32 protein-coding genes are annotated in these 26,897 nt (G+C 61.1%); 18 read left to right on the top strand and 14 right to left on the bottom strand.

All coding sequences use genetic code 11. From position 1 onward, the window contains the following. Positions 1–93, top strand: a 93-nt coding sequence (locus JJD66_RS22680; protein ID WP_181076956.1) for an IS3 family transposase, incomplete at its 5' end; no start/stop codon positions are given. Positions 94–147: 54 nt separating this feature from the next. Here JJD66_RS22680 and JJD66_RS22675 read toward each other — a convergent pair. From JJD66_RS22675 to JJD66_RS22665, 3 genes are read right to left on the bottom strand one after another with little or no spacing between them, the layout of a single operon-like run. Continuing rightward, positions 148–987, bottom strand: coding sequence for a cache domain-containing protein (locus tag JJD66_RS22675; protein WP_198715001.1), 840 nt, complete (start codon positions 985–987; stop codon positions 148–150). Between the two features lie 55 nt (positions 988–1,042). After that, the gene (gene cynS / locus JJD66_RS22670; RefSeq protein WP_014717475.1) at positions 1,043–1,513 is read right to left on the bottom strand and encodes a cyanase; all 471 of its coding nucleotides are present in this window, start codon (positions 1,511–1,513) and stop codon (positions 1,043–1,045) included. A gap of 28 nt (positions 1,514–1,541) precedes the next feature. Further along, on the bottom strand, positions 1,542–2,183 hold the full coding sequence (locus JJD66_RS22665) for a carbonic anhydrase (protein ID WP_054919998.1): 642 nt from the start codon (positions 2,181–2,183) through the stop codon (positions 1,542–1,544). A gap of 112 nt (positions 2,184–2,295) precedes the next feature. Here JJD66_RS22665 and cynR point away from each other — a divergent pair, with 112 nt between their 5' ends. Further along, entirely contained in the window at positions 2,296–3,147 is an 852-nt protein-coding gene (gene cynR / locus JJD66_RS22660; protein WP_200649079.1) for a transcriptional regulator CynR, read from the top strand. Positions 3,148–3,240: 93 nt separating this feature from the next. On the opposite strand, the gene JJD66_RS22655 is transcribed toward cynR, so the two are convergent. Next, a complete protein-coding gene (locus tag JJD66_RS22655; protein ID WP_200649078.1) occupies positions 3,241–4,014 on the bottom strand; it encodes a transporter substrate-binding domain-containing protein in 774 nt (257 codons plus the stop codon). A 365-nt stretch (positions 4,015–4,379) separates the two neighbouring features. Here JJD66_RS22655 and JJD66_RS22650 point away from each other — a divergent pair, with 365 nt between their 5' ends. From JJD66_RS22650 to JJD66_RS22630, 5 genes are all read left to right on the top strand, one after another. After that, the gene (locus tag JJD66_RS22650) at positions 4,380–5,750 is read left to right on the top strand and encodes a glutamine synthetase family protein (protein WP_200649077.1); all 1,371 of its coding nucleotides are present in this window, start codon (positions 4,380–4,382) and stop codon (positions 5,748–5,750) included. A gap of 100 nt (positions 5,751–5,850) precedes the next feature. Further along, on the top strand, positions 5,851–6,450 hold the full coding sequence (locus JJD66_RS22645; RefSeq protein WP_014717480.1) for a class I SAM-dependent methyltransferase: 600 nt from the start codon (positions 5,851–5,853) through the stop codon (positions 6,448–6,450). 122 nt (positions 6,451–6,572) lie between these two features. Beyond that, entirely contained in the window at positions 6,573–7,706 is a 1,134-nt protein-coding gene (gene rnd, locus JJD66_RS22640; RefSeq protein ID WP_014717481.1) for a ribonuclease D, read from the top strand. Continuing rightward, positions 7,703–7,996, top strand: a complete 294-nt coding sequence (locus tag JJD66_RS22635) for a YcgL domain-containing protein (protein ID WP_200649076.1) — start codon at positions 7,703–7,705, stop codon at positions 7,994–7,996. The genes rnd and JJD66_RS22635 overlap by 4 nt, the downstream gene beginning before the upstream one ends. Before the next feature lie 107 nt (positions 7,997–8,103). Then, positions 8,104–9,036: a D-2-hydroxyacid dehydrogenase gene (locus tag JJD66_RS22630; protein WP_054919992.1), complete on the top strand. Its 933-nt coding sequence runs from the start codon at positions 8,104–8,106 to the stop codon at positions 9,034–9,036. Positions 9,037–9,173: 137 nt separating this feature from the next. On the opposite strand, the gene JJD66_RS22625 is transcribed toward JJD66_RS22630, so the two are convergent. Beyond that, positions 9,174–9,767: a nitroreductase family protein gene (locus tag JJD66_RS22625; RefSeq protein WP_054898831.1), complete on the bottom strand. Its 594-nt coding sequence runs from the start codon at positions 9,765–9,767 to the stop codon at positions 9,174–9,176. A gap of 153 nt (positions 9,768–9,920) precedes the next feature. Here JJD66_RS22625 and JJD66_RS22620 point away from each other — a divergent pair, with 153 nt between their 5' ends. Together JJD66_RS22620 and JJD66_RS22615 are read left to right on the top strand one after the other, a co-directional pair. Then, positions 9,921–10,370: a YcgN family cysteine cluster protein gene (locus JJD66_RS22620; RefSeq protein ID WP_003172524.1), complete on the top strand. Its 450-nt coding sequence runs from the start codon at positions 9,921–9,923 to the stop codon at positions 10,368–10,370. Positions 10,371–10,383: 13 nt separating this feature from the next. Continuing rightward, positions 10,384–11,604 (top strand): hypothetical protein, encoded by a 1,221-nt coding sequence (locus JJD66_RS22615; RefSeq protein ID WP_200649075.1) that lies wholly within the window; start codon positions 10,384–10,386, stop codon positions 11,602–11,604. Positions 11,605–11,669: 65 nt separating this feature from the next. On the opposite strand, the gene JJD66_RS22610 is transcribed toward JJD66_RS22615, so the two are convergent. The 4 genes from JJD66_RS22610 to JJD66_RS22595 form a co-directional block, all read right to left on the bottom strand. Then, on the bottom strand, positions 11,670–12,020 hold the full coding sequence (locus tag JJD66_RS22610) for a YgaP family membrane protein (protein WP_019818260.1): 351 nt from the start codon (positions 12,018–12,020) through the stop codon (positions 11,670–11,672). 67 nt (positions 12,021–12,087) lie between these two features. Continuing rightward, positions 12,088–12,555, bottom strand: a complete 468-nt coding sequence (locus JJD66_RS22605; protein ID WP_003189607.1) for an RNA methyltransferase — start codon at positions 12,553–12,555, stop codon at positions 12,088–12,090. Between the two features lie 159 nt (positions 12,556–12,714). Then, positions 12,715–13,089: a YajD family HNH nuclease gene (locus JJD66_RS22600; RefSeq protein ID WP_200649074.1), complete on the bottom strand. Its 375-nt coding sequence runs from the start codon at positions 13,087–13,089 to the stop codon at positions 12,715–12,717. 89 nt (positions 13,090–13,178) lie between these two features. Next, the gene (locus JJD66_RS22595) at positions 13,179–13,865 is read right to left on the bottom strand and encodes a spermidine synthase (RefSeq protein ID WP_034126624.1); all 687 of its coding nucleotides are present in this window, start codon (positions 13,863–13,865) and stop codon (positions 13,179–13,181) included. Positions 13,866–13,943: 78 nt separating this feature from the next. On the opposite strand from JJD66_RS22595, the gene JJD66_RS22590 reads away from it, so the two are divergent. Then, positions 13,944–14,225, top strand: coding sequence for a hypothetical protein (locus JJD66_RS22590; protein ID WP_200649073.1), 282 nt, complete (start codon positions 13,944–13,946; stop codon positions 14,223–14,225). On the opposite strand, the gene JJD66_RS22585 is transcribed toward JJD66_RS22590, so the two are convergent. Beyond that, entirely contained in the window at positions 14,222–16,264 is a 2,043-nt protein-coding gene (locus tag JJD66_RS22585) for a S9 family peptidase (protein ID WP_200649072.1), read from the bottom strand. The two genes, JJD66_RS22590 and JJD66_RS22585, sit on opposite strands and share 4 nt — an antisense overlap. A 24-nt stretch (positions 16,265–16,288) precedes the next feature. On the opposite strand from JJD66_RS22585, the gene JJD66_RS22580 reads away from it, so the two are divergent. The 3 genes from JJD66_RS22580 to JJD66_RS22570 are packed head-to-tail and all read left to right on the top strand — an operon-like array spanning position 16,289 to position 18,176. Next, a complete protein-coding gene (locus tag JJD66_RS22580; RefSeq protein ID WP_200649071.1) occupies positions 16,289–16,816 on the top strand; it encodes an MFS transporter in 528 nt (175 codons plus the stop codon). A 30-nt stretch (positions 16,817–16,846) separates the two neighbouring features. Further along, the gene (locus JJD66_RS22575) at positions 16,847–17,623 is read left to right on the top strand and encodes a class II glutamine amidotransferase (RefSeq protein ID WP_003189615.1); all 777 of its coding nucleotides are present in this window, start codon (positions 16,847–16,849) and stop codon (positions 17,621–17,623) included. 10 nt (positions 17,624–17,633) lie between these two features. Further along, on the top strand, positions 17,634–18,176 hold the full coding sequence (locus tag JJD66_RS22570) for a DUF2937 family protein (protein ID WP_200649070.1): 543 nt from the start codon (positions 17,634–17,636) through the stop codon (positions 18,174–18,176). A gap of 113 nt (positions 18,177–18,289) precedes the next feature. On the opposite strand, the gene JJD66_RS22565 is transcribed toward JJD66_RS22570, so the two are convergent. Beyond that, positions 18,290–19,210, bottom strand: coding sequence for a LysR family transcriptional regulator (locus JJD66_RS22565; protein ID WP_200649069.1), 921 nt, complete (start codon positions 19,208–19,210; stop codon positions 18,290–18,292). Between the two features lie 175 nt (positions 19,211–19,385). Here JJD66_RS22565 and JJD66_RS22560 point away from each other — a divergent pair, with 175 nt between their 5' ends. The 4 genes from JJD66_RS22560 to JJD66_RS22545 all read left to right on the top strand — a co-directional run bounded on the left by JJD66_RS22560 (position 19,386) and on the right by JJD66_RS22545 (position 22,383). After that, positions 19,386–20,126 carry a 5-oxoprolinase subunit PxpA gene (locus JJD66_RS22560; RefSeq protein ID WP_057975686.1) on the top strand — a complete coding sequence of 247 codons (741 nt, stop codon included), beginning with the start codon at positions 19,386–19,388 and terminating at the stop codon, positions 20,124–20,126. After that, positions 20,123–20,827, top strand: coding sequence for a 5-oxoprolinase subunit B family protein (locus tag JJD66_RS22555; RefSeq protein WP_198714991.1), 705 nt, complete (start codon positions 20,123–20,125; stop codon positions 20,825–20,827). Before JJD66_RS22560 ends, JJD66_RS22555 begins: the two co-directional genes overlap by 4 nt. Next, entirely contained in the window at positions 20,824–21,735 is a 912-nt protein-coding gene (locus JJD66_RS22550; protein ID WP_200649068.1) for a biotin-dependent carboxyltransferase family protein, read from the top strand. Before JJD66_RS22555 ends, JJD66_RS22550 begins: the two co-directional genes overlap by 4 nt. Before the next feature lie 105 nt (positions 21,736–21,840). After that, complete coding sequence (locus JJD66_RS22545) at positions 21,841–22,383, top strand: hypothetical protein (protein WP_200649067.1); 543 nt, start codon at positions 21,841–21,843, stop codon at positions 22,381–22,383. A gap of 42 nt (positions 22,384–22,425) precedes the next feature. Here the strand turns inward: JJD66_RS22545 and JJD66_RS22540 are convergent, their stop codons facing one another. The 3 genes from JJD66_RS22540 to JJD66_RS22530 form a co-directional block, all read right to left on the bottom strand. Next, complete coding sequence (locus tag JJD66_RS22540; protein WP_200649066.1) at positions 22,426–23,604, bottom strand: vWA domain-containing protein; 1,179 nt, start codon at positions 23,602–23,604, stop codon at positions 22,426–22,428. After that, entirely contained in the window at positions 23,604–24,449 is an 846-nt protein-coding gene (locus JJD66_RS22535) for an AAA family ATPase (RefSeq protein WP_003189627.1), read from the bottom strand. The genes JJD66_RS22540 and JJD66_RS22535 overlap by 1 nt, the downstream gene beginning before the upstream one ends. Positions 24,450–24,592: 143 nt before the next feature. Then, positions 24,593–25,669 (bottom strand): DUF748 domain-containing protein, encoded by a 1,077-nt coding sequence (locus tag JJD66_RS22530; protein WP_127881791.1) that lies wholly within the window; start codon positions 25,667–25,669, stop codon positions 24,593–24,595. Positions 25,670–25,796: 127 nt separating this feature from the next. Between JJD66_RS22530 and cysK the strand changes: the two genes are divergently transcribed. Beyond that, positions 25,797–26,771, top strand: a complete 975-nt coding sequence (cysK, locus tag JJD66_RS22525) for a cysteine synthase A (protein ID WP_200649065.1) — start codon at positions 25,797–25,799, stop codon at positions 26,769–26,771. The last annotated feature ends 126 nt before the right edge of the window (positions 26,772–26,897 follow it).

The raw sequence follows: 26,897 nt of genomic DNA, 5'->3' as shown, positions 1-26,897 counted from the left end.
GAGTACATCCAGTATTACAATCACTCGCGTATCAGACTGAAGCTAAACGGCCTGAGTCCTGTTGAATACAGAATTCAGGCCGCTCAGGCATAGATAGAAAATCGTCCAACTTTGTGGGGTCAGTTCAGAGCGTGGGAACGATCAGGATCAGGGGCTGTAATACCCCACCGCAACCATGAAATGCCCGCTCTTGCGCACATAGGCATGCTTGTTCTCGACCTTGCCGGTCACCGGGTTTTTCCAGCGGTATTTGTATTCGCCCTGGTCCTGTTCGGCCATCATCTGGAGGATCGGCACACCCACCGGTTTGCCATCCGGGTCCTTGATCTTCGCAAAATCGGTGTTGAGCAGCCGCAGGTTGGTGCCATGGGCGACGTAGCGCCGCGTGTTCAGGTCCACCACAAACACGTAGAGATCATCTTGCAGGAAACCGCTCTGCAAGGAGTTGATCGCCTTGAGCGTGCCGGTTTCATCCTTGACCAACGCCTCCACCGCCTTGTTGCGCAGCGCCCGTGCCTGTTCCGGTGTGGCGCGCGGCAAGTAATACCCGACTGCAAGGATGCGTTCGCCCACCCGCTGATAAAACACGTGCTTATGTTCGACCTTGCCGTCATTCCAGTTCTGCCAGCGGTAGTCAGCCTGCTGGATACCCTGGCCTTCCGGCACGCTCAAGGCTTGTTTGAACGAGGCTTGCAGGTCGGGCCCGAGTACCTCGGACACGTCGCGACCGATCAGCGCGGAGGAGGGCCCGCCACTGGCCAACAGCACGCCTTGGGTATTGACCACAAACACATAACGGTCCTGGTCGATGAACTCGCCCTGACGGCTGAAGGCGGCGAACGCCTTGTCACCTTGCTTGTGGTAGTACGCCAAGGCCTTTTCCAGCAGGGCCTTGGCGGCTTGGGCATCCGCTTCCTGTGCCGTGGCGGCATGCACCTGGCTGCAACACAACAGCAGCAGCCAGGTGAATCGGAGCAGTCTCTTCATTTACCCGTCCCTCGTTCTTGTTGGTGTGCCAAGAGCGTAGACGGTTGGCGGCAAATCAGAAGGGTTTGGTCGGCAGGTATTTGCCGTCCAGGGTGATGACCGCACGGGAGCCGCCGTCCGGGTCTTCGACTTTCTTGATGTCCAGTTTGAAGTTGATGGCGCTGATGATGCCGTCGCCGAATTGCTCATGCACCAGGGCCTTGAGGGTGGAACCGTAGACCTGCAGCATTTCATAGAAACGGTACATGGTTGGATCGGTCGGCACACCGCTCGGGAAGCTGCCGCGCAGTGGGACGCTTTGCAGCAGGCGGCTGGCGTCCTCGTCGAGGCCGAGTTTGCCGCACACGATGTCGGCCGCCTCCTTGGGCAGCGGGTGCTGGCCGAGCAGGGCTGCGGTGACGAATGCCAGGCTCAGCCCGGTGCCGTCGGTGAGGTCCTGCCACGACAGGTTTTTGCGTGCCTTGAGGTCGATAACGGTGTCGGCCAGGGCCAGGCGTGGGGTTTGGGCGAATTGGGATTGCAACATGGTGAGGTCCTCTTGGGTTGAATAAGGTTCAGGCGGCGTGGGCGCGGGTGCTGGGGTGGTCGAGCAGGGAGACGAAGCGCCCGGTGTGCCCGTCCAAAGCGTCGATGCCGCCGGTTTCGATGTCGTACACCCAGCCATGCAGGTTCATCCGGCCTTGTTCCAGCGCCAGGGCGACCGAAGGGTGGGTCTTGAGATTAGCCAGTTGGGCGACCACGTTTTCGCGCACCAACGAATCCAGGCGTGCAGCGTCCGATACGTGCGTGCGGGCGGCATTGATCACCTTGGCCGACTCGGCATGGCGTAACCAATTGGCCACGGCGGGCAGGTGGTCCAGGCATTTGCAGGTGGAAATCGCGGTCATTGCGCCGCAGTCCGAATGCCCACAAATCACAATGTCGCTGACGCCCAGCACCGCTACGGCATATTCGACTGTGGCCGACACACCTCCCGGCTCCGGGCCGTAGGACGGCACTATGTTGCCGGCATTACGGATGACGAACAGGTCACCGGGTTCCTGCTGGGTCAACAGCTCAGGGACTACGCGGCTGTCAGAGCAGGACACGAACAAGGTGCCGGGGTTTTGTGTGGTCGCCAGATGTTTGAACAAGTCACTGCGAGGGGTAAAGGCTTCACGTTGGAATTTGCGAAAGCCGTCGATGAGATGTTGCATGGTGGTTCTCCTTGCGTCGCTGATGGGGCAAGGATGGAAGTTTTCGGCTATAGCGTCCAAGACCGGTTTATTATGCTTTCTATAAGTCCTGCCTATAGTTGGAGCGCTGCCCATGCTGTTGCGTCATATCCGTTACTTGCTGGCCGTTGCCGAGCATCGCAACTTCACGCGTGCCGCCGAGGCGCTACATGTCTCGCAACCGACCTTGTCGCAACAGATCAAGCAACTGGAAGAAAGCCTGGGCGCGCCACTGCTGGACCGCTCCGGGCGCAGTGTCAGCCTGACCGACGCGGGGCAGGCCTATGTGCGTTATGCGCGGCTGGCCTTGCAGGATCTACAGGCCGGCACCCGCGCCATACACGACGTGCAGGACCTGCGCCGAGGGCATTTGCGCCTGGCCATGACGCCGACCTTCACCGCCTACCTGATCGGCCCGCTGTTGGCACGGTTCAATGCGTTGTATCCCGGCATCACCCTGAGCATCGAGGAACTGACCCAAGACCGCATCGAAGCCGCCCTGGGCGAAGACCTGCTGGATATCGGCATCGGCTTTACCGGCGAGCATGGGCTGGAGATCGACTGTGAGGCGCTGTTTGTCGAAGAGCTGAGCCTGGTCGTCAGTGCCAGCCATCCCGAACGCACACAACCAGCCTGGCTCGAACAGCCCCTGGTGCTACTGAACACAGGCTTCGCCACCCGCCGCTATATCGACGACTACTGCCACCAGCAAGGGGTTAAACCGCAGATTGCCATGGAGGCCAACTCCATCAGCGCGATCATCGAAATCGTGCGCAGCACGCTCCTGGCAACCATCCTGCCCCGCGCACTGGCCGAGGCCCAGGCAGGCCTGCATGCCGTGGTGATCAATCCACCGTTGCCGCAGCGCACCGCGGCACTGCTGAGTCGCAAGGGCGCGTATCGCAGCGCTGCGTGTGCGGCGTTTGTAGCGTTGATCAAGGCGTAGGACCGGGCTGACGCCCCAGGATCCCAATGTGGGAGCTGGCTTGCCTGCGATGACGGCCGGACAATCAACACCGATCTACCTGACACCCCGCATTCAAGGCGCAGCCAACCACTGCCCCACAATCCCCGCATACGCCCCCGTCGCCACACTCAAATGCAACCACTGATCCACGTAACTCTTCCAGGCCACATCATCGCGCGGCAACAAAAACGCTTTTTCACTGTACTGCATCGGTTGCTCCGGGTTGACCGCACACAACCCAGGTTTGAGCTTCTGCTGATAACGCGCCTCGCTGGCGTCGGTAATCATCACATCGGCTTTGCCCGCCAGCAGCTCATCAAAAATCGTCACGTTGTCATGCAGGCGAATCTGCGTCTGGCCCAAGTGCGCACGGGCAAACACTTCGTTGGTGCCGCCCGCTGGTTCGATCACTCGCACCTGGGGCTGGTTGATCTGTTCCACCGTCTGGTAGCGCTGCACATCGGCGCAGCGCACCAGTGGGATCTTGCCATCGACCCCGAGAGACTGGCTGAAGAAGGCTTTTTTCTGACGTTCCAACGACACGGAAATACCGCCCACCGCGATGTCGCAGCGTTGGGCGAGAAAGTCCGGCATCAGGGTTTTCCAGGTGGTGGGCACCCAGTTGATTTTAGCGTTGAGGCTCTTGGCCAGGGACTCGGCCATGGCAATGTCGATACCTTCATAGCCGCCGTCGCTGCGCAGCGAGGTGTAAGGCTTGTAGTCGCCGGTGGTACACACGGTGAGGGTGCCGCGCGCAATCACTTCGTCAAGGCGAGAAGCAGCGGTGTCGGCCTGGGCGACAGTGGCCAGGCTTGCCAGTACACAGAGGGCCAGAGGCGCTTTCATGGGGTCGAATCCTTGGGGCACGGTCGGGGGCTCATTATTTCCAGCACAGGGCAGGGTGGCAAGGCGCGGTGAATGTTTAGCCAAACTGCAACCAAACTCCATCAAGCCTGAATTTACTCGCGTATCCTCGCGTGTGACGCTCCATTCTCTCAATCACTGTGGATCGCGCATGCACGCTTGCCCCGACACTCACACCGCGACATTGCCGTCTGCGCTTGCGTTCTGGGCCTTGTTCCATTGCCGACACGCGCGCCCGCCAGATACCTCTCTCCTACGTTGATCTACCCCCATGGATGACGCACACCTGTGCGCATCTGCCCGGCGGCGCCTGCGCGCTTGCCTGACGCAAACGTATGAGAATTCCCATGAGTGTTTTTGCCAGCCTGCATGAAGCCCAGACCTTCCTTGAACAGAACCCCGACATTGAGATGTTCGAGCTGTTTATCCTCGATAACAACGGCGTACCGCGCGGCAAGCTGCTGCACCGCGACGAACTGCTGGCGGTGTACGAAAGTGGCCGGCCTCTGCCCAGTACCATCCTCGGCCTGACCATCAATGGCGATGACGTAGAAAACTCCGGGCTGGTCTGGGAGGTAGGGGATATTGACTGCCGCGCCTACCCGATCAGCGGCAGCTTGCAGCGCATGCCATGGCGCTTGATCCCCACCGCAGCGGTGCAAGTCAGCATGCACCCCACCGAAGGCCTGCCCGCCACCGTGGCCGACCCCAGGCACCTGCTGGCCAATGTTATCGAGGCGCTCAAGGCCGATGGTTATTACCCGGTGATGGCGGCGGAGCTGGAGTTCTATCTGCTCGATCAGAAGCCCGACAGCAACGGCCGCCCGCAACCGGCGCGGGATGTGGATGGCAATCGCCCGCGTTCGACGCAAGTCTACGGCCTGCGCGAACTGGAGCAGATCGAGCCGTTTCTTGCCGACCTCTACAGCACCTGCAAACTGCAAGGGATTCCGGCGCGCACGGCTATCTCCGAGTACGCGCCGGGCCAAGTGGAAATCACCCTCGAACACCGCACCGACGCGCTGCAGGCGATGGACGAAGCCGTGCGCTACAAACGCCTGGTCAAGGGCGTGGCGCACAAACATGGAATGACCGCCTGTTTCATGGCCAAGCCGTTCGACGACCTGGCCGGCACCGGCATGCACATGCACGTCAGCCTGGCCGATGCCCAGGGCAATAACCTGTTTGCAAGTGAAGCGACCGACGGCACGCCACTGCTGCGCCAGGCCGTGGGCGGCATGCTCAGTACCTTGCTCGATTCCCTGTTGATGTTCTGCCCCAACGCCAACTCTTATCGACGCTTCCAAACCAACAGCTATGCGCCGCTCGCTGCCACCTGGGGCGTGGACAACCGCACCGTCAGCCTGCGCGTGCCCGGTGGCCCGGCTCAATCGCGGCATATCGAACACCGCATCTGCGGTGCCGACGCCAACCCCTACCTTGCGGCTGCTGCGATCCTGGCCGGCATTCATCGAGGCATCCGCGAACAGCTCGACCCTGGCGCCCCGGTGCAAGGCAACGGCTACGCCCAGGCCAAGGAACTGCTGCCCACCGACTGGCTGACCACCTTGCGCGCGCTGGAAACGTCCCGCTGGGCACCGGATGCGTTCGGGCGCGAATTCCTCGGCGTTTACCTGGCGGTCAAACGTGCCGAATACCGTCAGTTCATGGGCGAGGTGGGGGAGCAGGATTGGCGGTGGTACTTGCATCAAGCGTGACCGGTTTTAGCGGGGTGGGCTTTCGACCTTTTTTTCACGTTGCGAAGGTTAAGCTGCGGATCAAGGTCGTTCACTACCGTTTCATTCACATGAGCCCGCGATGTCGCCACAACCTCCATCCTCCATCGAGACCGAATTCACCGAGCGCTATGACCGTGAGCATGCCAGGGGCTGTGGCGACCCGCGTCCGCCCAGGCTGTTGCAGCGCCTGTCGGCGTGGCGCGATGCGCGGTTGGTACGCCAGGCCCTGAAAGTGGCGGGCGAGCCAGGGCTTATCCTCGACCTGGCGTGTGGTTCCGGGCGCTTCTGGCCGGTGCTGGCCGAACACGTCAACCGTGTGATCCTGGCCTCGGACAACTCCCAGGCGATGCTCGATCACGCGCGCACCCATCACCCGGGCGGGTTGCTCAAGCGTGTCAAAACATTCCAGGGCTCGGCGTTTTCCATTGGCCTTTCGGCGAATGCGGTGGACTGCATTTTCTGCCTGGATTTGTTTCGCCATGTGCCCGACAGCGATGCACGACTCATGTTATTGCACGAGTTTCACCGCGTCAGTCGCGACACGGTGATTGTTGCCGTGAACGTGGGCACGCCGGTAGAGAGCGAGTTTCGCCAAGCCGGCTTCAAAATCCTCAATTACCAAGAGTTCCTGCCGGGCTCGCGGCGATGGTGCGTCTACGTTTTGCGTAAGAGAGGATAACGCCTGTTTGTCGGACTATTCTTCATCTCCTATCGGAGTTTTCATGATGGCGTGTGCACTGCGGATGCTCGCTAGCCCCTTTCGCGATATATACTGCGCGCCATTCTTCAAGGGAGAGCCGTGTGGCCATCGATATTCACTGGATCTGCGACAACGATAGCCTCGGCCAGCATTGCGCCGAATGGCAGCAGTTGCCATTCGTCGCCCTCGACACCGAATTCATGCGGGTCGACACCTTTTACCCTATTGCCGGGCTGATCCAGATCGGTGATGGCGTGCGCGCTTACCTGATCGACCCCCTGACCATCGACAATTGGCAACCCTTGGCCGCCTTGCTGGAAAACCCAGCGGTGATCAAGGTGGTGCACGCCTGCAGTGAAGACCTGGAAGTGCTGTCGCGCCTGACCGGCAGCTTGCCGGTGCCATTGTTCGACACCCAATTGGCAGCGGCCTACCTCAACCTCGGTTTTTCCATGGGCTACTCGCGCCTGGTGCAGGCGGTGTTGGATATCGAGTTGCCCAAGGGTGAAACCCGCTCCGACTGGCTGCAGCGGCCATTGTCGGAGACGCAGATCAGCTACGCCGCCGAAGACGCGGTGCACCTGGCCGAGGTTTACACCCGTCTGCGCCCGCAACTGTCGGATGACAAATACGCGTGGGTATTGGAAGACGGCGCCGAACTGGTGGCCAACCTGCGCCGCGAGATCGACCCCTACGAGGTGTACCGCGACGCCAAGCTGGCGTGGAAATTATCCCGTGCCCAACTCGCGGTGTTGCGTGAACTGTGCGCCTGGCGCGAGCAGCAGGCCCGTGCTCGCGACTTGCCGCGCAACCGTATTATTCGCGAACACTCGTTGTGGCCCCTGGCCAAATCCCAGCCGGATAACCTCGCCGCCCTGGGCAAGATCGAAGACATGCACCCGCGCACCGTGCGCCAGGACGGCCAGTTTTTGCTGGACCTGATCAAACGCACCGGTAGCGTGCCCATGGACCAATGGCCGCCTGCCGTGGCTGAGCCGTTACCCGTGGACGCTGCCGCGTTGATCAAGCAACTGCGGGCCCTGGGCCAAACCTTCGCCGAGCGCCTGGACATGGCGCCGGAACTGATGCTGCGCAAGAAAACCCTCGAAGCCCTGGTTAAAAGTGGCTACCCCGATGGGCCTTACCAATTGCCAGACTCGCTGCGTGGCTGGCGCCGCGAGTTGATGGGCCAGGCGTTGCTCGACAGCCTGGCCAATGCCGGAGAACAGCCTTGAAACGTATTTGCTCCATCTACCGCAGCAAGAAAAAAGACGGCATGTACCTCTATGTGCTCAAAAGCGATGCCCTGGAGCGCGTACCCGAGTCGTTGATGGAAGCCTTCGGCAAGGCGCATCACGCCTTTGACATGGTGCTGACGCCGGAGCGCAAGCTGTCGCGCGAAGACATCGCCGTGGTGCTGGAAAACCTCGACAAGCAGGGCTACCACCTGCAAATGCCGCCGGCCGAGGACGAGTACATCGAGCACTTGCCCGAAGAGCTGCTGCGCCGCAACGACCCGATGTGATCGACCAGTGCCCGCTTCAGGGCACAGCTTCAATGGAATCGTATTAGAGGACGGTGGCCGTAAGGATGCGGGCGGCCGTCTGCACTGTTTTTTCAAAGGTTTGAACCATGCGTGTTCTGATTGCTGAACAGGATCATCCGCTCTACGCCCAATTGCTCAGGGACGCCGCCCCAGACCTCGAAGTGCTGACCAGCGGCGATTCGGCCGAGCTCTCGCGCCTGGCCGCCGACTGTCCGGTGTGGCTGGGCCAGCCCGATCTGTTGGCTACCCTGCTGCGCCAGGGCCATCATCCGCAATGGTTGCAATCGACTTGGGCGGGCATCACGCCACTGCTGGCCGATGGCTTGCCACGCGACTATCGGCTAACCCGCGCGGTAGGCATTTTTGGCCAGGTCATGGCCGAGTTTGTCCTCACCTACATGCTGGGCCACGAGCGCGAAGTGCTGGCGCGGTTGGTCAGCCAGGTGGAGCGCAAATGGGATAACCGCATGGGCCAGAGCCTGGCGGGGCGTAAGGCGCTGATCGTCGGCACCGGTGACATCGGCCAGCGCGTGGCCGAGTTTCTGCTGCCGTTCGGCGTGCAGTTGTATGGCATCGCCAGCCAGGCCCGCGAGCAGGCACCGTTTATCGAAGTGGCGGGGCTCGACCAGTTGGGCCGGCTGGTGGGGGAGGTGGATTACGTGATCAACCTGCTGCCCAACACGCCTGATACCCATGACCTTTACGACGCGGCGCTGTTCAAGCAATTCCAGCCCACAGGGTTGTTTATCAACGTCGGACGCGGCGTGGCGGTGGTGGACGCCGACCTGGTCGAGGCGCTCAAAGAAGGGCACCTGGCCGGCGCGGTGATCGACGTATGCCGCCAGGAGCCCTTGCCGCAACGCCACCCGTTCTGGACGGCGTGGGGTTTGCTGTTGACCGGGCACAGCTCTGCCCCGACCTCGCCGCCAATGATGGTGGAGTTGTTTGTGCAGAACCTGCGGGCGTATCAGGCCAAGCAAGCGCTGCGCGGGGAAGTGGATTTCGAGCGCGGTTACTGAGCTTGCCCCATGCCCTCCTGTAGGAGCGAGCTTGCTCGCGAAGAATGTCAACGATGACGCGTACTTTCTGAATAAACGCGGCGCCTGTGAGTTTTTCGCGAGCAAGCTCGCTCCTACAGAGGGTCAGAGTGCGATGCTTAGAGGCTGAAGTCACCCTCGGACACCAGCTCGCTCAACGGCTTGCGCGGGCTCGGCATTTCGCGCCCTTGCAGGTACTCCGGCAAACTCGACTTGTCACCCAGCTTGCCCACCGCCACGGCCGCATGCAGCGCATAACCTTGGGGAATCTTGAGCTCCTTGCGGGTCAGTTCCTGATCGAAGCCGGCCATGCCGTGGGTGTGCCAGCCACTGAGGCTGGCTTGCAGCGCCAGGTGGCCCCAGGCCGAGCCGGTGTCGAAGGTGTGCCACAGCGCCGGGGTTTCTTCGGTAGCACCCGGGGCGATGAAGTCGGTTTTCGACGCGATGATGATCAGGGCCGACGCATGCTGCGCCCAATTGCGGTTGAATTCATTCAGCAGGCCCAGGAAGCGCTCCCAGTCCGGCGTGTCACGGCGCGCATACAGAAACCGCCACGGCTGCGAGTTGTAGGCCGAGGGTGCCCAGCGTGCGGCTTCGAAGAAACTCAGCAAGGTCTCTTGCGGGATGCTTTCGCCGGTAAAGGCGCGGGGCGACCAGCGCTCGGTGAATTGGGTGTGGATCGGATAATCGGCAACACGGGGGTTATTGCTCATGGACAGACCCTGATGAAAAAAACGGGATTCAAAACTACTGCGCCCACCCAGGCCTGACAAGTCTTGCAACACCGTCAGTCGTAAGCGCTTGGCCCCAACGGGCTTGGGCACTAGACTGGCGGCCTTTTCACCTTCCGATACTGATGCAGAGCCATGGCCGCCAAAGTCGAACCTTTCTGGATACGCAAAACCCTTGAGCACCTCGATCAAGAGGAGTGGGAGTCATTGTGCGACGGCTGTGGCCTGTGCTGCCTGCAAAAGCTTGAGGATGAGGACGACAACAGCGTCTATTACACGCGTATCGCCTGCAAGCTGCTCGACCTGAAAACCTGCCAGTGCACCGATTACCCCAACCGCCGCGCCTCGGTGCCCGATTGCATCCAGCTCACGCCGGGCCAGGCCGACCAATTCAAATGGTTGCCGCCGACCTGCGGTTACCGCCTGGTCAGCGAGCGCAAGGACTTGCCGCTGTGGCATCACCTGGTCTGCGGCGACCGTGACGCGGTACACCACGAACGCATTTCCCAGTCCGGGCGCATGCTCAGCGAAGGCAGCGTGCCCGAGGACGACTGGGAGGATTACCTGATTTTCCGCGCAGGCTGAACGAGGAGTGTGTATGAAGGTGGCCGCCAAGTGGGCCGCGGGCCTGGTCGTGCTGGCGCTGAGCGGGCCGGGCTGGTGCGCGAAGAAAGTCGACCTGGATTACCACATCAAGCTGTTGCCCCAAAGCCAGCAGGCCGAGGTGCGCGTCAGCCTGTCCCTGGGCGCGGCGGTGCGCAGCCTGAACTTCGACCTGGGCCGCGACGGTGACTACAGCGACTTCAAGGCCGATGGCCAGTGGCAAGTCACGGGCAACCGTGGCCTGTGGCAACCCAGCCCTGACAAGGCCAGCCTGACCTACCGGGTGCGCCTGGCCCATGTGCGCAAGCCCGGCGTGTATGACACACGCATCACGCCCGGCTGGGCGTTACTGCGCGGCGAAGACCTGGTGCCGGCCGCACGTCTCGACCAGCAAGACGGTATCGAGCTGGTCTCACGCCTGATGTTCGAACTGCCGACGGGTTGGAAGAGCGTCGAAACGGCCTGGCCGCGCATCGGCCAGAACAAATTCCGCATCGACAACGTGTCCCGCCTGTTCGACCGTCCCACCGGCTGGATGCTGGCGGGCAACCTCGGCAGCCGCCGCCTGCGCCTGGGTGAAACCGACGTCACCGTGGCCTCGCCCAAGGGCCAGGGCATGCGCCGCATGGATGTGCTGACGTTGCTGACTTTTGTCTGGCCCCAGGTGGAAGCCGCGTTCCCGCGCCATCCCGGCAAACTGTTGATTGTCGGTGCCAGTGACCCGATGCGGCGGGGCGCTTATTCGTTACGCGATTCGATCTACCTCAACAGCCGCACGCCGCTGGTGGGCGAAAATGGCAGCAGCCCGCTGCTGCGCGAAGTGGTGCAGGCCATCGGACGTTTCAATGACCACGACAGCAGTGACTGGATCAGCGAGGGCTTGGGCGAGTACTACGCGATTGAGCTGATGCGACGTGCCGGTGGCATCACCGATGAACGCTATGCGGCGATCCAGGCGCGGCTGACCAAAGAAGGCAAAGATGTCACCACTCTCAAAGGCGAGCACGTCAACGGCGCGACGCTGGCGCGTTCGGTGGTGGTATTGCAGGAACTGGACCGTGAGATCCGCGTGAAGACCCACAACAAACGCTCCCTGGACGATCTGGCGCAGGCGGTGATGCGGGTGAACAGCGTCAACACCAAAGAATTCGTGCAGTTGGCCGAGAGCGTGATCGGTGAGTCGTCGGTGGTACTGGATTCCAAATTACTGCGCTGAGCAACAAAACTGTGGGAGCAAGCCAGCTCCCACATTTTAGATCTTCACAGTCTTGAAGACAGAGATCAGGCTTTAGGTTTCACCGCCTTTTCAGCCGCCACTTCAGCCTTGGTCTTCAGGTTCTTCAACTCTTCACCGGCACGTTCGATCTTGGTGCGCACGCTGTTCATTTCCTGGCGGCCCTGTTCCAGTTTGTCCTTGAGCGAACTGTGCCCGGTAAAGCCACGGGCCAGTGCCACGCCACCAATCGCCACCTGGATCAAGCCGAAAATCCCACCGCGGCGCAAGCCTTTACCCACCATCATTACCCCGCCGGCCACCGAGCCGATGCGCTCCCAGCCATGCACGTTCTGGGTGGGTTGAGGCTTCAAGGGTGTGGCTTCGATGATAGGTCGCAAGGTTTTGCTGTCGCTCATGATCAGTCTCCAACAAGGGCAAGTGTTACTAGCTGACTATGCGCACGTGCCGGATGTTCCCGCAATGTTAGTACTTGGGGCCCGAACGGGTGTTATTGCCCTTGGCCAGGCGGTCGTAGAGCACCACGTTGACCGTAGCCGCCAGGTTCATGCAGCCGGTGGTGGGGATGTACACCACGTCCTCGCACCAGTCGCGGATCTCTTTGTCCAGGGAGCCGTCTTCGGGGCCGAAGATATACAGGGCGCGGTCGGGGTGGGTGTATTCAGGCAGCGGACGGGCGCCTTCGACCAATTCTACGGCCACCGGGATGCAGCCCAGGGGCAGGATCTTTTTCAGGTCGTCGATGCCGATCAGCGGGATGTCGTGGTGCACCTTCTTGGTGTCGGTGATGAAATCCCGGGCGCGCTCGTAACGCACGCCGGTGTAGAACACCGAGGCCACGCCGTAGCAGCCGGCGGCACGCATCACCGAGCCGACGTTTTCGGGGGATTTGGGGTTATACAGACCGATGCAGCTGTAGCGTTTATTGCCCACGGGGAAGGGTGCCTTGAGAAAAACGGCGATTATACGGCCTGGGGGGATGCAGTGCTTGGGCGATCGCATCGCGGGCAAGCCCGGCTCCCATAGGGAAATGCATTCCTACTGTGGGAGCTGGCTTGCCTGCGATGAGGCCGGAACAGGCAAAGAAGAACGTTAGTCGTCCTTCTTCATCAATCCCGCCAATGCCGCAAACGGGTTGTGCGTCGCCTTGGCAATGCTCGGGCTGCTGGTGGAGCCTTCGCCGAAGTACTGCTGGTCGGTGTAGCGCGAGTGTTCGTTGTCGTGGCAGTACAGGCACAGCAACTCCCAGTTGGTACCGTCCTGGGGGTTGTCATCATGGTTGTGGTTGCGGTGGTGGACGGTCAGTTCACTCAAGCGCTTGCCGGAAAACTCACGGGCGCAGCGGCCACACACGTGGGGGTACATCTTCAAGGCTTTATCGCGGTAGCCCATTTCGCGGTCGCGCTGGGCATCGGCGAGGATGCGGTCCAGTTTGGCGGTGTGGGAGGGCGGGTTGTTCGAGCTCATCATGGCTCCTGGCTATTATTGGGTGGTTCACGGACAAGGTTGATTCTAGCCGCTCCCACAGGGGATTGGCGCTATTGAATCAACCGTGATCAGCCCTTGAGCTTCTCTGCAATCCAGATGGTATGCCGCGTGCCCTTGTTGCCATGGGCAAACACTTGCACTTCCTCGGCCTTGAAACCGGCCTTGCGCAGTTTGTCACTGAACAGCTTGTCGGCGCTGGCTGACCACACCGCCAGCACACCCTTGGGCCGCAGGGCCTTGGCGCACGCGGCCAGGCCACTGGCCGAGTACAGCCAACTGTTAGCTTTTTGCGTGAGCCCCTCGGGGCCGTTGTCGACGTCGAGCATGATCGCATCAAAGCCTTGGGGCTCGGCCTGCAGTACCTTGGCCACGTCTTCCAGGCGGACCACGGTGCGCGGGTCCAGCAGCGGGCGTCCGGATTTCTCCCCCAGCGGCCCACGGTTCCATTCCACGACGCCGGGCACCAGTTCGGCCACCACCACTTCGGCGCTCTTGCCCAAATGCTTGAGCGCCGCGGCCAAGGTAAAGCCCATGCCCAGGCCGCCGATCAGCACCCGTGAACCCGGGCGCCCGGCCACTTTGCGGCAGGGAATCTCCGCCAGGGCATCTTCGGAGCCATGCATGCGCGTGTTCATCAACTGGCCACCGTCACCGCCCTGGATCTTGATGACGAAGTCCTCGCCGTATTCGAACAGGCACAAGGCACCGCCGTTGTCGGGGATTGGGGTGGTGTCCAGCAGAACGAAACGTTTCATGGAAATCTCATTGGGAAGGGCATTCTTGCGCGGTTGGGAGTAGCCTTAGGGCATTCCGGTCAGGCCATGGAGCCATCGATGAAGTGCAGCATTCTAACGGTCATTGTGTTGAGCGCGCTCGCATTGGGTACCGCGCAGGCTCAGGAGTTACAAACCGTACCGGTCGCGCCCACGCCAACCCCAGGCGCGCCGGGCACGCCAACACCCACGTTGTACCCGCAAGTCACGCCGCCCGTTGCGCCCAAGACCCAGAATGGCTCGCCACCGCTGGTGCCCATCGTGCTGCCCGCGCCGCCCAAGGACCAGACGGTCCCCGGCCTGCAGCAGAACGACAGCAAGCCGAAAACACCGGGCGGTTAGACCAGGCCGAGAGCCTTGAGCACAAAGGCATATTCGAGGGCGACGTCCCGTAAGCCCTGATAGCGCCCGCTCATGCCGCCATGGCCGGCACCCAGCTCGGTCTTGAGCAGCAGCAGGTTGTCGTCCGTCTTGATATCCCGCAGCTTGGCCACCCACTTGGCGGCTTCCCAGTACTGCACGCGGCTGTCGTTATAGCCGGCGATCACCAGCGTGGCCGGGTAAGCCTGGGCGCTGACGTTCTCGTACGGCGCGTAAGCCTTGATGCGCGCATACACCTCGGGTTCCTCGGGGTTGCCCCACTCGTCGTACTCGGTGATGGTCAGCGGCAGTTCCGGGTCGAGCATGGTATTGAGCACATCGACGAACGGCACTTCGGCAATCGCCGCCTGGAACAATTCCGGACGCTGGTTGAGCACCGCGCCGATCAACAGGCCGCCGGCACTTCCGCCACTGATCGCCAGTTGCTGGGAGGTGGTCAGGCCCTCGGCAATCAAATGTTCGGCGCAGGCGATAAAGTCGCTGAAGGTGTGCTGCTTGTGTTCCTGCTTGCCGTTGCGATACCAGGCTTCCCCCAGCTCACCGCCGCCGCGCACATGGGCGATGGCAAACGCCACGCCACGGTCGAGCAAGCTCAGGCGCGCATGGGAGAACCACGGGTCCAGGCTTGAGCCGTAGGCACCGTAGCCATACAGGTACAGCGGCGTCGGCTTGCCGAGCTGGTCACGCTTGACCACCAGGCTGATGGGTACCTGAGTGCCGTCGGCGGAAGTGGCCCACAGGCGTTGGCTGACGTAATCGTCGGCGTTGAAGACGCCCAGCACCGGAGTTTCCTTGAGCACGACCTGTGCGCCTGTCGCCAGCTCAAGCTGGCGCACTTGGGCCGGGCGATTCAAGGCCTCATAGCGCAGGCGGATCTTGTCGCTGGGAAACTCCAGGCTGTTCTGCACATAGAGGCTGTAGGCGGCGTCAGGCAATTGCACCCGATAGGCCGGCACATCCTCAGGGTGCACTTCGATGACTGGCAGGCCACCGATGCGCAGGCTCAAGGTCATGGCGTTGGCGTTCAGGCTCACGCCGTCGAGCATGACCTCGTCGCTGTGGGGGATCAGGTTCTGCCAGTCGGCTTCGGTGGGCGGCGTGCCGGTGTCGGCGGCCACGTACAGCGCATGGTTGATGCCGTCGCGGTTGCTGCGGATAAACCAGGTCCACTGGCCATTGCGCTTGCCGTGGTCGACGTCGTATTCGTGGTCTTCGACCCGTGGCGCCAGGCAGGTGAAGGCCAGGTGCGGTTGATCGGCGTCCAGCGCCCAGACTTCGCTGGTGGTCTTGCTGCCCAGGGCCAGCAACAGTTGGCGTTCGGAGCTTGAGCGGTAGCAATGCAGAAAGAAACGACCGTCGGGCTCGTGGAACACTTCCTGCGCGGCGGTGCCGTCCAGGCGATAGCGATACAGCTTGTGCGGGCGATGGGTGTCGTCCAGTTCGCCGAAAAACAGCGTCAGGCTGTCATTGGCCCAGGTCATGCTGCCATCGCAGTTGTCGAACGCCAGTTCGCTGACCTTGTCGGTCGCCAATTCCTTCACGAACAGCGTGTAAATCTCTTCGCCGCTGGTATCGAGGCTGTAGGCCAGGCGTTGGTGATCGGGGCTGATGCTGAACGCGCCCAGGGAGAAAAAGCCGCCATTGGCCAGCACGTTCGGGTCCAGCAACAGCTCTTCGCTGCTGGTGTCCACCTGGTTGCTGTCATCGGCCGGGCGGCGGCAGCGGTAATGGCGGGCGTATTCGTCGCCGGCGGTAGTGCGGGTGTAATACAGATACGGGCCCCAAGGGGAGGGCAGGGACAGGTCAGTTTCCAGAATGCGGCCCTTGATCTCGTCGAACAGGGTCTCGCGCAACGCTTGCTGATCGGCCAGTTGGGCTTCCTGCCAGGCGTTTTCGGCCTTGAGGTAGTCGAGAACCTCAGGGTTGTCGCGTTCTTGCAGCCAGGCATACGGGTCTGGGCCTGGGGCCTTGCGGGCAATCGGTGCGGTGGAAATAGGCATGGATAATTCCCTATCTGGCAGACGGTGGCAGGCATTGCAGCCTCGACACGCAAAAGCCGTTATCATAGCCGCCTGTTTGCCAACCTTGCCATGGACACCATGACCGAGAACGACTATCTGACCGCTTGGGGCCTTTACGCCTTCGCCGCTTTGGGCTGCCTGTTGGTGTGGTGGCGCATGACCCGCTGGATCTGGCGCTGGCTGCGCGAGCCCCTGCAATTGCTGATGGCGGTGTTGCTGCTCAGCCCGACCATTGTCGACCCGGTCAAGACCCAGTTTGCGCCGGCCGTGGCCATTACCGCCCTGGACCTGGTGCTCAAGGTCGGCAACAACGCCTGGCGGGCGATCTCCGATCTGTTTATGTACACGATGATCGTGTTTGCCCTGTACATCGTGTTTGTGCTGATCCGCTGGCCCATCGAACGCGCCGCCAACGCTCGCCGTGAGCGCAAGGCGGCTGCCGATGCCGCCTTGGCCGCCGAGCCGGAAGACGACGAACCGTTCCGTCGTCCGGCGCCTGCCGGTGGTATGCGGGTCGAACCGCGCCTTTAACGTTGTTTGCCCTGCAGCGAGAGCCCTGGCATGTGTGAATTATTGGGCATGAGTGCCAACGTCCCCACCGATATCGTGTTCAGCTTTACCGGGCTGATGCAGCGCGGTGGGCGCACTGGCCCGCACCGCGACGGCTGGGGCATTGCCTTCTATGAAGGCCGTGGCCTGCGCCTGTTCCAGGACCCGGCTGCCAGTAGCGAGTCGGAAGTCGCATTGCTGGTTCAGCGTTATCCCATCAAGAGCGAAGTGGTGATCGGCCATATCCGCCAGGCCAATGTGGGCAAGGTCAGCCTGGCCAATACCCATCCGTTCGTGCGCGAGCTGTGGGGGCGTAACTGGTGTTTTGCCCACAACGGCCAACTGGCGGACTTCAATCCCCGCGCCACCTTCTACCGCCCGGTGGGCGATACCGACAGCGAAGCGGCGTTCTGCGACTTGCTCAACCGTGTGCGCGAAGCCTTCCCCGAGCCGGTGGACATCGAACAGGTGTTGCCCGACCTGATCGCCGCCTGCGCCGAATACCGCAGCAAAGGCGTGTTCAACTGCCTGCTCAGCGACGGCGACTGGCTGTTCTGCTATTGCTCGACCAAGCTGGCACAGATCACCCGGCGGGCGCCTTTTGGCCCGGCGCGGTTGAAAGATGTCGACGTGATCGTCGATTTTCAGGCCGAAACCACCCCCAATGATGTGGTAACGGTGATCGCCACCGAGCCGTTGACCGACAACGAAAACTGGACCCGCTACGAACCGGGCCAATGGAGCCTGTGGCGACGCGGTGAATGTGTCAGCCAGGGCGTTACCGAGTAAGGAATCGAGCATGTTGCTTAGCTATCTGCGGTTGGTGCTGTTTGCCGTTGGCTTGTTGGTCGGCGTGCAGGTGCCGGGGTTTATCAATGACTACGCCAAGCGCGTCGAAGCCCACCTGATCGAGGCCCAGACCGGCTTGCGCGGTTTCGAGTCCACGGCGCAGCAGTTCTTCAACGGTGATATGCAAGCCTTGGTGGCGCATTACCGCGCCAGCGATGACCCGGTATTCCAGAGCGACGCCAGCAGCCTGGGCGCTATGCTCGATCGCCAGCTCGAGTTGGACAAGCAATACCAGGCCATGCAAGGCCCGTGGTACATCCGTGCCCTGCAAGTTGCAGTGGCTGCCGATCCGGATATCCGTCGGGAGACCTGGAATGGCTACAGCTACCAGATTCTGCTGACGCCTGAAGCCATGGGCTGGGGCCTGGGCGGGGCGATGCTGTTGTCGTTCGGCATTGAATGCCTGTACCGCTTGATCGACTGGGTGGTGTTGGGCGGCCGGCGCCTGCGCCGGAGCCGGCCCATCGAAGAGCGGGACCTCAAGGGCCTCTGATCAAGGACCGACTCGGTCCAATGTGGGAGCTGGCTTGCCTGCGATAGCGGTGGGTCAGTTACCGATGTGCAGGCTGACCCACCGCTATCGCAGGCAAGCCAGCTCCCACAGTGTTAATCGGGTTTATGCAGTTGCATGCGATCTGCACCGACTTGCTCGGCATAGCGGGCGACGACTTTCTGGCACAACCCCACAATTTCCTCCACCAACTCCACCCCCACGCGCCACGACACCACTACTTGCAAGTTCGGCAGGCGCTGGGCCATGGGCAGCATCACCAATTCCCCTCGCTCCAGCTCTTCGCTCACCAGCACCGGCGGCAGTGCGCCGATGCCGAAGCCATCGCGCAGCAACCGGGTAATCGCCGACACCGAATTCACGCAGTTCATGCGCGGTGCGGCCACGCCATTGGCCTGCATCAAACTCAACACGTCCTGATGCGGGTGAGAGTTTTTCGAGTAGGTGATGATGCGCTCCTGGGCCAGTTCGGCGAGGGAGGCGTAGTCGCGGTTGTAGATCGACTGGCTGGCCACGATCCAGGCCATGGGGTGGCTGGCCAGTTCCAGGCTGCGCACGGTTTCCAGGCGCAGCAGGTCGGTTTGCAGGATCAGGTCAAGAAAGCCTTTTTGTAGCTGATCGCTGAGGTTAAGCGCGGTATCGGCGATCAGCTCGATCTCCACCAGCGGGAACAGCTTCATCAGTTCAGCGACCAGCGGGCTGAGCCAGGTGTGGATCACCGTGTCCATCGCGCCGATCCGAATGCGCCCGACCTTGCTGCTGGTGGTCTCCAGAGACTGCTTCAAACCCTGCATGGTCACCATCATTTGCTCGGCATAGTCGAGCACTTTCAAGCCTTCCGGGGTCAGGCTCACGCCTCGCGAGTCACGCAGGAACAGCTTCACGCCCAGCTCGCTTTCAAGCACGGCAATGCGGCTGGAAATCGAGGCCTGGGTGGTGAACAGCTTCTCGGCCGTGAGCCGGAAGCTCTTGAGCCTGGCCACCCAGACGAAGGTTTCGAGGAACTTCAAATTCATGGGATCAACTTTTTCTTATGCATGGATCGGTTTTTATTAGTTGGACGTCGCACCGGGCAAGCGCCAAAAATCGAGCCGTTCCACGATAAGCGTCGTTGGGGTGCCAGGACAAGTTGCGAGTTCTGTGTAATAAATCCCACACTACAAAAAAACAAAACCTACAGGAGCGACCACCGTGAGCCGCCTGCTACTGAACTGCGACATCGGCGAAAGCTTTGGCAACTGGACCATGGGTCTGGACGCCGAAGTCATGCCGTTCATTGATTGCGCCAACGTGGCCTGCGGCTTCCATGCCGGCGACCCGAGCATCATGCGCAAGACCGTCAGCCTGGCGTTCAAGCACGGCGTACAAGTGGGCGCCCACCCGGCCTACCAGGACCTGCAAGGCTTCGGCCGGCGCTCCATGAACTACACGCCGCAGGAAATCCAGGACCTGTTGCACTACCAGATCGGCGCGCTGGATGGCATCTGCCGCGCTCAGGGCGGGCGCGTCAGCTATGTGAAACCCCATGGTGCGATGTACAACGACATGATGGCCAACCCCGCGCAGTTGCGTGCGGTGATCCAGGCCGTGGCCGCCTACGGCGACCTGCCGCTGATGCTACTGGCCACCCGGGATAACCGCGCGGCCCAAGCGTTGGGTGATGAATACGGGGTGACGCTGTGGTTCGAAGCCTTTGCCGACCGTGCCTATGACAGCAACGGCCATCTGGTTTCCCGCCAGTTGCCCGGCGCGGTGCACCACGACAGCGAAACCATTGTGCAGCAGGCCCTGACCCTTTCCCGTGGCGAATCGCTGATTGCAAGCGACGGCAGCTCATTGGTACTCCAGGCCAATACCCTGTGTGTGCATGGCGACAACGCCAGCTCGGTGGCTGCCGTGCAGCGTATCCGCGAAGCGTTGAAAACAGCATGAAGCCACGCATCGAAGTGGTGGCGATCGACTGCCTGATGGTGCGCCTGTTTGACGTGATCGCCGAAGCCAACATGCCGTGGATGCTCGCGGCTACCGAGCGCCTGCGCAATGGCTTTGGCTTGGCATTGGTGGACCTGGTGCCGTCCTACACCACCTTGATGGTGCATTACGATCTCACTGCGCTAACCCCGGCCCAGGCCCGGGCGCTGATTGACCAGGCCCTCACCGATCTGCAACCCCAGGCCCAGGGCAGCGGCCAGTGCCATGTGTTGCCAGTGTGGTACGACCTGAGTGTCGGCCCGGAACTGACCTTGCTGTCCCAGCGCAGCGGGCTGGCCGTGGAGGAGGTGATCCGCCGCCACAGCGCCCACGAGTACCAGGTGTTCGCCCTCGGTTTTGCCCCTGGGTTTGCCTTTATGGGGCTGGTGGACGAAGTGCTCGCCACCCCACGCCTCAACACGCCGCGCAAACGCGTGGCCGCTGGCAGTGTCGGTATCGCCGAGCGGCAGACCGCCGCTTACCCGGTGGTGTCCCCAGGCGGCTGGAACCTGATCGGCCGCACCCCGGCCAAACTGTTCGACCGTGAGCGCGACGGCTACAGCCTGATGCAGCCCGGCGACACGGTGCGCTTCGCCTCGGTCAGCCACGCCGAATTCATCAACTTGGGTGGCGATGACACGCCGTTGGAGGCGCAAGCATGAGCCGCTTGATCATCGAGGCCAGCACGCCACTGTGCCTGTTGCAGGACGCCGGTCGTTTTGGCGTACGCCACCTGGGCGTGACCCAGGGCGGCGCGCTGGATTGGGTGTCGATGTCCTGGGCCAACTGGCTGTTGGGCAATGCCCTGGATGCGCCGGTGGTGGAGATCACCCTTGGGGGCTTTACCGTACAGGCCGAGGATTATTGCCTGCTGGCCTTGGCCGGTGCAGACCTGGGCGCCTATGTCGATGAGCGAGCGATAAGCCCCGGTCGCAGTTTTATCCTGCAAAAGGGCCAGCGACTGCGCTTCACCCAGCCGTTCAATGGGGCACGCGCTTATCTGGCCGCGCCCGGTGGCTTTGATGCGCAGGCGGTACTGGGCAGTTGTGCAACGGTCGTGCGCGAAGCGTTGGGCGGCGTGGACGGTTTCGGCAAGGCCTTGGCCGAAGGCGGGCGGTTGGCGTATTCCGGTACGGGCGGCGCGATGAAGGTGCTGGCTAGCCCGGATTTGCAATCCGGTGCATCACTGGACGTGATCATCGGCGCGCAGATAGGCCAGTTCAGCGGGCAGAGTCTGTTTGATGCCTTCAACGCCGAATGGTCTCTGGACAGCCGTGCCGACCGTATGGGCGTGCGTTTGCTCGGCACGCCGTTGCAGTATCAGGGGCCGTCGTTGATTTCCGAAGGGATACCGTTGGGCGCGATCCAGGTGCCCCCGGATGGGCAGCCGATTGTGTTGCTCAATGACCGGCAGACGATCGGTGGTTATCCGCGGTTGGGCGCGTTGACGCCTTTATCCTTGGCGCGGCTGGCGCAGTGTTTGCCGGGGGAGAAAGTCCGGTTGGCCCCGGTGGTGCAGGAAACAGCGCATCGGCAGCACATAGAGTATTTACGCAGGTTTTCAGCGTAAATGGGTTTTAAAGATGAGTCCTACGACATTGCAGAATTTTGTCGTCTTTGCCCCAGCGCACAGCCATGCAAGCCTTGAGTGGCTTATTCACTATCAGGCTTTGCTATGCGCTATTTGAAGATATATGCCCAGGATGTACTCGATAACGATATTCCGGATGTGGTCTATCTGGAGTTTTATGACACCGCCCAAACCCCCGCGCTTGTGCATCGGGCAACGGCATTTGATATTACTGACGATGGCCAGTTTGACTGGATTATTGCGGATGATCTCAATCAAGACGGCATTGTCGACAAGGTTGACCGGGAGATGGCACTGGAGTTTTCCCAGCTGTTTCTGGCGTTCCAGTGGTTCAGTCTCGATGAGCCCTTTGACAAATACCTGAAGGTGTTTGCCGGCGACTTCGATGACAACGGGATTCCTGATACGGTGCGGCTGCACTTCCATCAGGGCGAGGGAGACCCTCGAGATGAAACCATCGTCTATTCGGCGGCGGTATACAGCGACGGGAATGGTCAAGGGGCCAGTGTTTCGATCAATCAGGATGTGAACAACGACGGGAAAGTAGACCGCCAGGATTCTGAACTGATCAAACAGTTCGCTGCGCTCTTTCTCAGGTTTTCCTGGATCGACACCGAGCACTGCTGAGTGCCGTGCCTGTAGCCGATAGCATCGGCTACAGGCCAGGGTTCACTTGGATAGAAAACGCATGCCCTCTTCAAGCCCGCGCAGCGTCAGCGGATACATTTGATCCTCCACCAACTCCCGCACGATCCCCGTCGACGCCGTATAGCCCCAGGTATCTTTCGGGTAGGGGTTAATCCAGATCAGCTTCTTGTACTTGGCCATGAAGCGCTGCATCCACACATACCCCGGCTCCTCGTTCCAATGCTCGACGCTGCCACCGGCCTGGGTGATTTCATAGGGCGCCATGGCCGCATCGCCGATAAAAATCACTTTGTAGTCGGCGCCGTATTTGTGCAGCAGGTCCTGGGTGGAGGTGCGTTCGGAAGTACGGCGCTGGTTGTTCTTCCACACCGATTCGTACACGAAGTTGTGGAAGTAAAAATACTCCAGGTGCTTGAACTCGGTCTTGCACGCGGAGAACAGCTCCTCGCAGATCTTCACGTGGGCATCCATCGAGCCGCCGATGTCGAACAGCAGCAACAGCTTGATAGTGTTACGCCGTTCGGGGCGCATCTGGATATTCAGCAAACCGGCATCGCGGGCGGTGTGGTCAATGGTGCCGTCGATATCCAGCTCTTCGGCCGCGCCCTGGCGGGCAAACTTGCGCAGGCGGCGCAGGGCGATCTTGATGTTGCGCGTGCCCAGTTCCACCTGGTCGTCGAGGTTCTTGTACTCGCGCTGGTCCCAGACTTTCACCGCCTTGCCCTGACGCTTGCCGGCGTCACCGACGCGAATGCCTTCAGGGTTGTAGCCGCCAGAACCAAAGGGGCTGGTGCCGTCGGTGCCGATCCACTTGTTGCCACCGGCGTGGCGTTCTTTCTGTTCTTCCAGGCGTTTCTTGAACTCCTCGATCAGCTTGTCGAGGCCACCCAGGGACTGGATCTGCGCGCGTTCCTCATCGCTCAAGGAACGTTCGAATTCCTTGCGTAGCCATTCTTCGGGGATCAGCGCCTGCAGGTGGTCGTCGAGCTTTTCCAGGCCGTTGAAATAGGCGCCGAAGGCCCGGTCGAACTTGTCGAAATGCCGCTCGTCCTTGACCAGGATCGCCCGGGCCAAGTAGTAGAACTCGTCCATGTCGGCGAAGGTCACGCGCTGTTTGAGCGCGTTGATCAGGTCGAGCAGCTCGCGCACCGACACCGGTACCTTGGCGGCACGCATTTCGTTGAACAGGTTGAGCAGCATCAGCGATTACCGCGACGGCTCATGAACGCCAGACGCTCCAGCAACTGCACGTCTTGCTCGTTCTTCACCAGGGCGCCAGCCAGGGGAGGGATGGCCTTGGTCGGGTCGCGCTCGCGCAGCACTGCTTCGCCAATATTGTCGGCCATCAGCAGCTTGAGCCAGTCGACCAGCTCGGAGGTGGACGGTTTTTTCTTCAGGCCCGGTACCTTGCGCACATCGAAGAACACGTCCAGCGCTTCGCTGACCAGGTCTTTCTTGATGTCCGGGTAGTGCACGTCCACGATCTTTTGCAGGGTGGTGCGGTCGGGGAAGGCGATGTAGTGGAAGAAGCAGCGGCGCAGGAACGCGTCCGGCAGCTCTTTTTCGTTGTTGGAGGTAATGATGATGATCGGGCGCTTCTTGGCTTTGATGGTCTCGTCGATTTCGTAGACGTAGAACTCCATCTTGTCGAGTTCTTGCAGCAGGTCGTTGGGGAACTCGATGTCGGCCTTGTCGATTTCATCGATCAGCAGGATCACCCGCTCTTCTGATTCAAAGGCTTCCCACAGCTTGCCCTTCTTCAGGTAGTTGCGTACGTCGTGCACCTTGTCCACGCCCAGTTGCGAGTCGCGCAGGCGGCTGACCGCGTCGTACTCGTACAGGCCCTGGTGCGCCTTGGTGGTGGACTTGATGTGCCAGGTGATCAACCTGGCACCGAAGGATTCGGCCAGTTGCTCGGCAAGCATGGTCTTGCCGGTGCCCGGTTCGCCCTTGACCAGCAGCGGCCGCTCCAGGGTGATGGCGGCGTTGACGGCCAGTTTCAGGTCATCGGTAGCCACATAGGCCTGGGTGCCTTCGAACTTCATCGGTCATTCCTCGAATTCATCAATGGCCTGACTATACCGCGCAGCCCCGGCGACTGTGAACGCAGACGGGCTATTCAGTCTCTGAATGGCGGGTCACATCAGCCCTGGCCCATGCAGGAAGTGTGGAGCCAGCTCCCACAGGGTTAATCAGCGCTGGGCTTGGGCTGTTCGTAACGAGCATTGAACGCCTGGATGAACCCATTGCGCAGAATCGCGATCACCGCAGAAAACGCACTGACATTTTGCTGATGCACGCTACCGCTCAGCTCTACACGGGTGGCGAACTGGTTTTTACGCTGGTTTTTCAGCACGGTTTCGCTGGCGCCCACCACGGCTTCCCAGATCGAACGGAAGATATTCTTGTCCTGGTTTTCAACGTCTTGTTGCCAGTCGAACACCTCCACATCGCGCAGCAGCGGCTTGATGTAGCCGCTGAGCCGGCCATTTTCAGCCTGGGCTTCGATCACCACATCGCCTGTGCCAGCCTTGAAGTCGAACTTGCCATAGGCAGAGGCGAAGTCATTCATGCGTTTTAGTTGCAGGTCGCGGGCGCGGAAGCGGAACTCGAACTCTTCGAAATCGCTCAGCGGGTCAAAGGTGGCGTTGGCTTCCAGGGGCGCCTGGCCTTGCAGCAGTGCCTTGCCTTCAAAGCGTGCATCACGCTTGCCTTTGACATCCACCACATTGGTCAGGTTATAGAAGCTGGCGTTGACCCCGGTGGCGTTGATATTCACCTGGGGCTTGGAGCTGAAGTTATGGAAGGCGATCTCGCCGTCTTCGATGCGCACTTCATTGAGGGTAATCGGCAGCAGCTTGCGCAGTTGTTCCTGCCAGTCGGTGCCTTTACCGGTCTGGGACGCCTGCTTGTTGGCCCCGCCATCGACGAAGTTGATCTGCGGGCGCACAAAATGTCCTTCGGCCACGACGGCATGGTCGTACCACAGCGAATGCCAGCTCACTGCGAACTCGATCAGCGGCGCCTTGACGAACGGTACCGGGACCTTGCCGTCCACCTTGACGATTTGCAGGCCGTTGATCCGGTATGCGCCGCGCCATAGCGCCAGGTCCACATCGGCAATCTCGCCGCGGTAATCGCCCATGTTGGCGAGTTTGTCGTTCAGGTAGTTGCGTACCAGGTAGGGCAGCGCGATGTGCACGGCAATCAGGACCAGCACCAGAGCGGCGATTGTCCCTAACGGCCAACTGTAGCGACGTTTCATTGGGCAGTTCTCCTAGCTTGTAGGGGATTGACTGCTCTGATCGTCGCAACGTTCCTCCTTCTGGACGCTTGGGAGCACGAGGCATACCCTTGGGGCCTTTCCCAAAGTCTCGACAACAGGAATCGCCATGAGCCGCATCTTCGCAGACAACGCGCACTCCATCGGTAATACGCCTCTGGTTCAGATCAACCGCATCGCACCGCGTGGCGTGACGATCCTGGCCAAGATCGAAGGGCGCAACCCGAGTTATTCGGTCAAGTGTCGCATTGGCGCCAGCATGATCTGGGATGCGGAAAGCAGCGGCAAGCTCAAGCCGGGCATGACCATTGTCGAGCCGACTTCGGGCAACACCGGTATCGGCCTGGCGTTTGTCGCCGCCGCCCGTGGCTACAAATTGCTGCTGACCATGCCGTCGTCCATGAGCCTTGAGCGCCGTAAAGTGCTCAAGGCTCTGGGCGCCGAACTGGTGCTGACCGAGCCGGCCAAGGGCATGAAGGGCGCCATCGACAAGGCTGCCGAGATCGTCGCCAGCGACCCGGCTACCTACTTTATGCCGGCCCAGTTCGATAACCCGGCAAACCCTGCGATCCACGAGAAAACCACCGGCCCGGAAATCTGGAGCGACACCGATGGCGCCGTGGACGTGCTGGTGGCAGGCGTGGGGACCGGCGGCACGATCACCGGAGTATCACGCTATATCAAGAACACGGCGGGCAAGCCGATTCTGTCGGTGGCCGTGGAACCCATGGTTTCCCCGGTGATCACTCAGGCCTTGGCGGGTGAAGAGATCAAGCCCAGCCCGCACAAGATCCAGGGTATCGGTGCCGGTTTCGTGCCAAAAAACCTCGACCTGTCGATGGTCGACCGCGTGGAGCTGGCAACCGACGAAGAGTCCAAGGCCATGGCCCGACGCTTGATGCTGGAAGAAGGCATCTTGTGCGGGATCTCCTGTGGCGCCGCCATGGCCGTGGCCGTGCGCCTGGCCGAGAAGCCAGAGATGCAGGGCAAGACTATTGTGGTGATCTTGCCGGACTCCGGTGAGCGCTACCTGTCGAGCATGTTGTTCAGCGATTTGTTTACCGAGCAGGAAAACCAGGCCTGATCTTAAGAGCAACCCTGTGGCGAGGGAGCTTGCTCCCGCTGGGCTGCGCAGCGGCCCCATTATTCTGGGAGCGCTTCGCACTCCAGCGGGAGCAAGCTCCCTCGCCACAAGGTTGATGTATGTCAC

The organism is Pseudomonas sp. MF6751 (assembly GCF_016613265.1).
GTDB lineage: Bacteria > Pseudomonadota > Gammaproteobacteria > Pseudomonadales > Pseudomonadaceae > Aquipseudomonas > Aquipseudomonas fluorescens_BV.
This window is presented reverse-complemented; position numbering and strand designations above follow the sequence as displayed.

Excerpts from the sequence above, each read along its gene's own strand:
- JJD66_RS22675 (WP_198715001.1), bottom strand. The coding sequence starts at position 987 with ATGAAGAGACTGCTCCGATTCACCTGGCTGCTGCTGTTGTGTTGCAGC.
- cynS (WP_014717475.1), bottom strand. The coding sequence starts at position 1,513 with ATGTTGCAATCCCAATTCGCCCAAACCCCACGCCTGGCCCTGGCCGAC.
- JJD66_RS22665 (WP_054919998.1), bottom strand. The coding sequence starts at position 2,183 with ATGCAACATCTCATCGACGGCTTTCGCAAATTCCAACGTGAAGCCTTT.
- cynR (WP_200649079.1), top strand. The coding sequence starts at position 2,296 with ATGCTGTTGCGTCATATCCGTTACTTGCTGGCCGTTGCCGAGCATCGC.
- JJD66_RS22655 (WP_200649078.1), bottom strand. The coding sequence starts at position 4,014 with ATGAAAGCGCCTCTGGCCCTCTGTGTACTGGCAAGCCTGGCCACTGTC.
- JJD66_RS22650 (WP_200649077.1), top strand. The coding sequence starts at position 4,380 with ATGAGTGTTTTTGCCAGCCTGCATGAAGCCCAGACCTTCCTTGAACAG.
- JJD66_RS22645 (WP_014717480.1), top strand. The coding sequence starts at position 5,851 with ATGTCGCCACAACCTCCATCCTCCATCGAGACCGAATTCACCGAGCGC.
- JJD66_RS22630 (WP_054919992.1), top strand. The coding sequence starts at position 8,104 with ATGCGTGTTCTGATTGCTGAACAGGATCATCCGCTCTACGCCCAATTG.
- JJD66_RS22625 (WP_054898831.1), bottom strand. The coding sequence starts at position 9,767 with ATGAGCAATAACCCCCGTGTTGCCGATTATCCGATCCACACCCAATTC.
- JJD66_RS22620 (WP_003172524.1), top strand. The coding sequence starts at position 9,921 with ATGGCCGCCAAAGTCGAACCTTTCTGGATACGCAAAACCCTTGAGCAC.
- JJD66_RS22615 (WP_200649075.1), top strand. The coding sequence starts at position 10,384 with ATGAAGGTGGCCGCCAAGTGGGCCGCGGGCCTGGTCGTGCTGGCGCTG.
- JJD66_RS22610 (WP_019818260.1), bottom strand. The coding sequence starts at position 12,020 with ATGAGCGACAGCAAAACCTTGCGACCTATCATCGAAGCCACACCCTTG.
- JJD66_RS22600 (WP_200649074.1), bottom strand. The coding sequence starts at position 13,089 with ATGAGCTCGAACAACCCGCCCTCCCACACCGCCAAACTGGACCGCATC.
- JJD66_RS22595 (WP_034126624.1), bottom strand. The coding sequence starts at position 13,865 with ATGAAACGTTTCGTTCTGCTGGACACCACCCCAATCCCCGACAACGGC.
- JJD66_RS22590 (WP_200649073.1), top strand. The coding sequence starts at position 13,944 with ATGAAGTGCAGCATTCTAACGGTCATTGTGTTGAGCGCGCTCGCATTG.
- JJD66_RS22585 (WP_200649072.1), bottom strand. The coding sequence starts at position 16,264 with ATGCCTATTTCCACCGCACCGATTGCCCGCAAGGCCCCAGGCCCAGAC.
- JJD66_RS22575 (WP_003189615.1), top strand. The coding sequence starts at position 16,847 with ATGTGTGAATTATTGGGCATGAGTGCCAACGTCCCCACCGATATCGTG.
- JJD66_RS22570 (WP_200649070.1), top strand. The coding sequence starts at position 17,634 with ATGTTGCTTAGCTATCTGCGGTTGGTGCTGTTTGCCGTTGGCTTGTTG.
- JJD66_RS22565 (WP_200649069.1), bottom strand. The coding sequence starts at position 19,210 with ATGAATTTGAAGTTCCTCGAAACCTTCGTCTGGGTGGCCAGGCTCAAG.
- JJD66_RS22555 (WP_198714991.1), top strand. The coding sequence starts at position 20,123 with ATGAAGCCACGCATCGAAGTGGTGGCGATCGACTGCCTGATGGTGCGC.
- JJD66_RS22550 (WP_200649068.1), top strand. The coding sequence starts at position 20,824 with ATGAGCCGCTTGATCATCGAGGCCAGCACGCCACTGTGCCTGTTGCAG.
- JJD66_RS22545 (WP_200649067.1), top strand. The coding sequence starts at position 21,841 with ATGCGCTATTTGAAGATATATGCCCAGGATGTACTCGATAACGATATT.
- JJD66_RS22540 (WP_200649066.1), bottom strand. The coding sequence starts at position 23,604 with ATGCTGCTCAACCTGTTCAACGAAATGCGTGCCGCCAAGGTACCGGTG.
- JJD66_RS22535 (WP_003189627.1), bottom strand. The coding sequence starts at position 24,449 with ATGAAGTTCGAAGGCACCCAGGCCTATGTGGCTACCGATGACCTGAAA.
- JJD66_RS22530 (WP_127881791.1), bottom strand. The coding sequence starts at position 25,669 with ATGAAACGTCGCTACAGTTGGCCGTTAGGGACAATCGCCGCTCTGGTG.
- cysK (WP_200649065.1), top strand. The coding sequence starts at position 25,797 with ATGAGCCGCATCTTCGCAGACAACGCGCACTCCATCGGTAATACGCCT.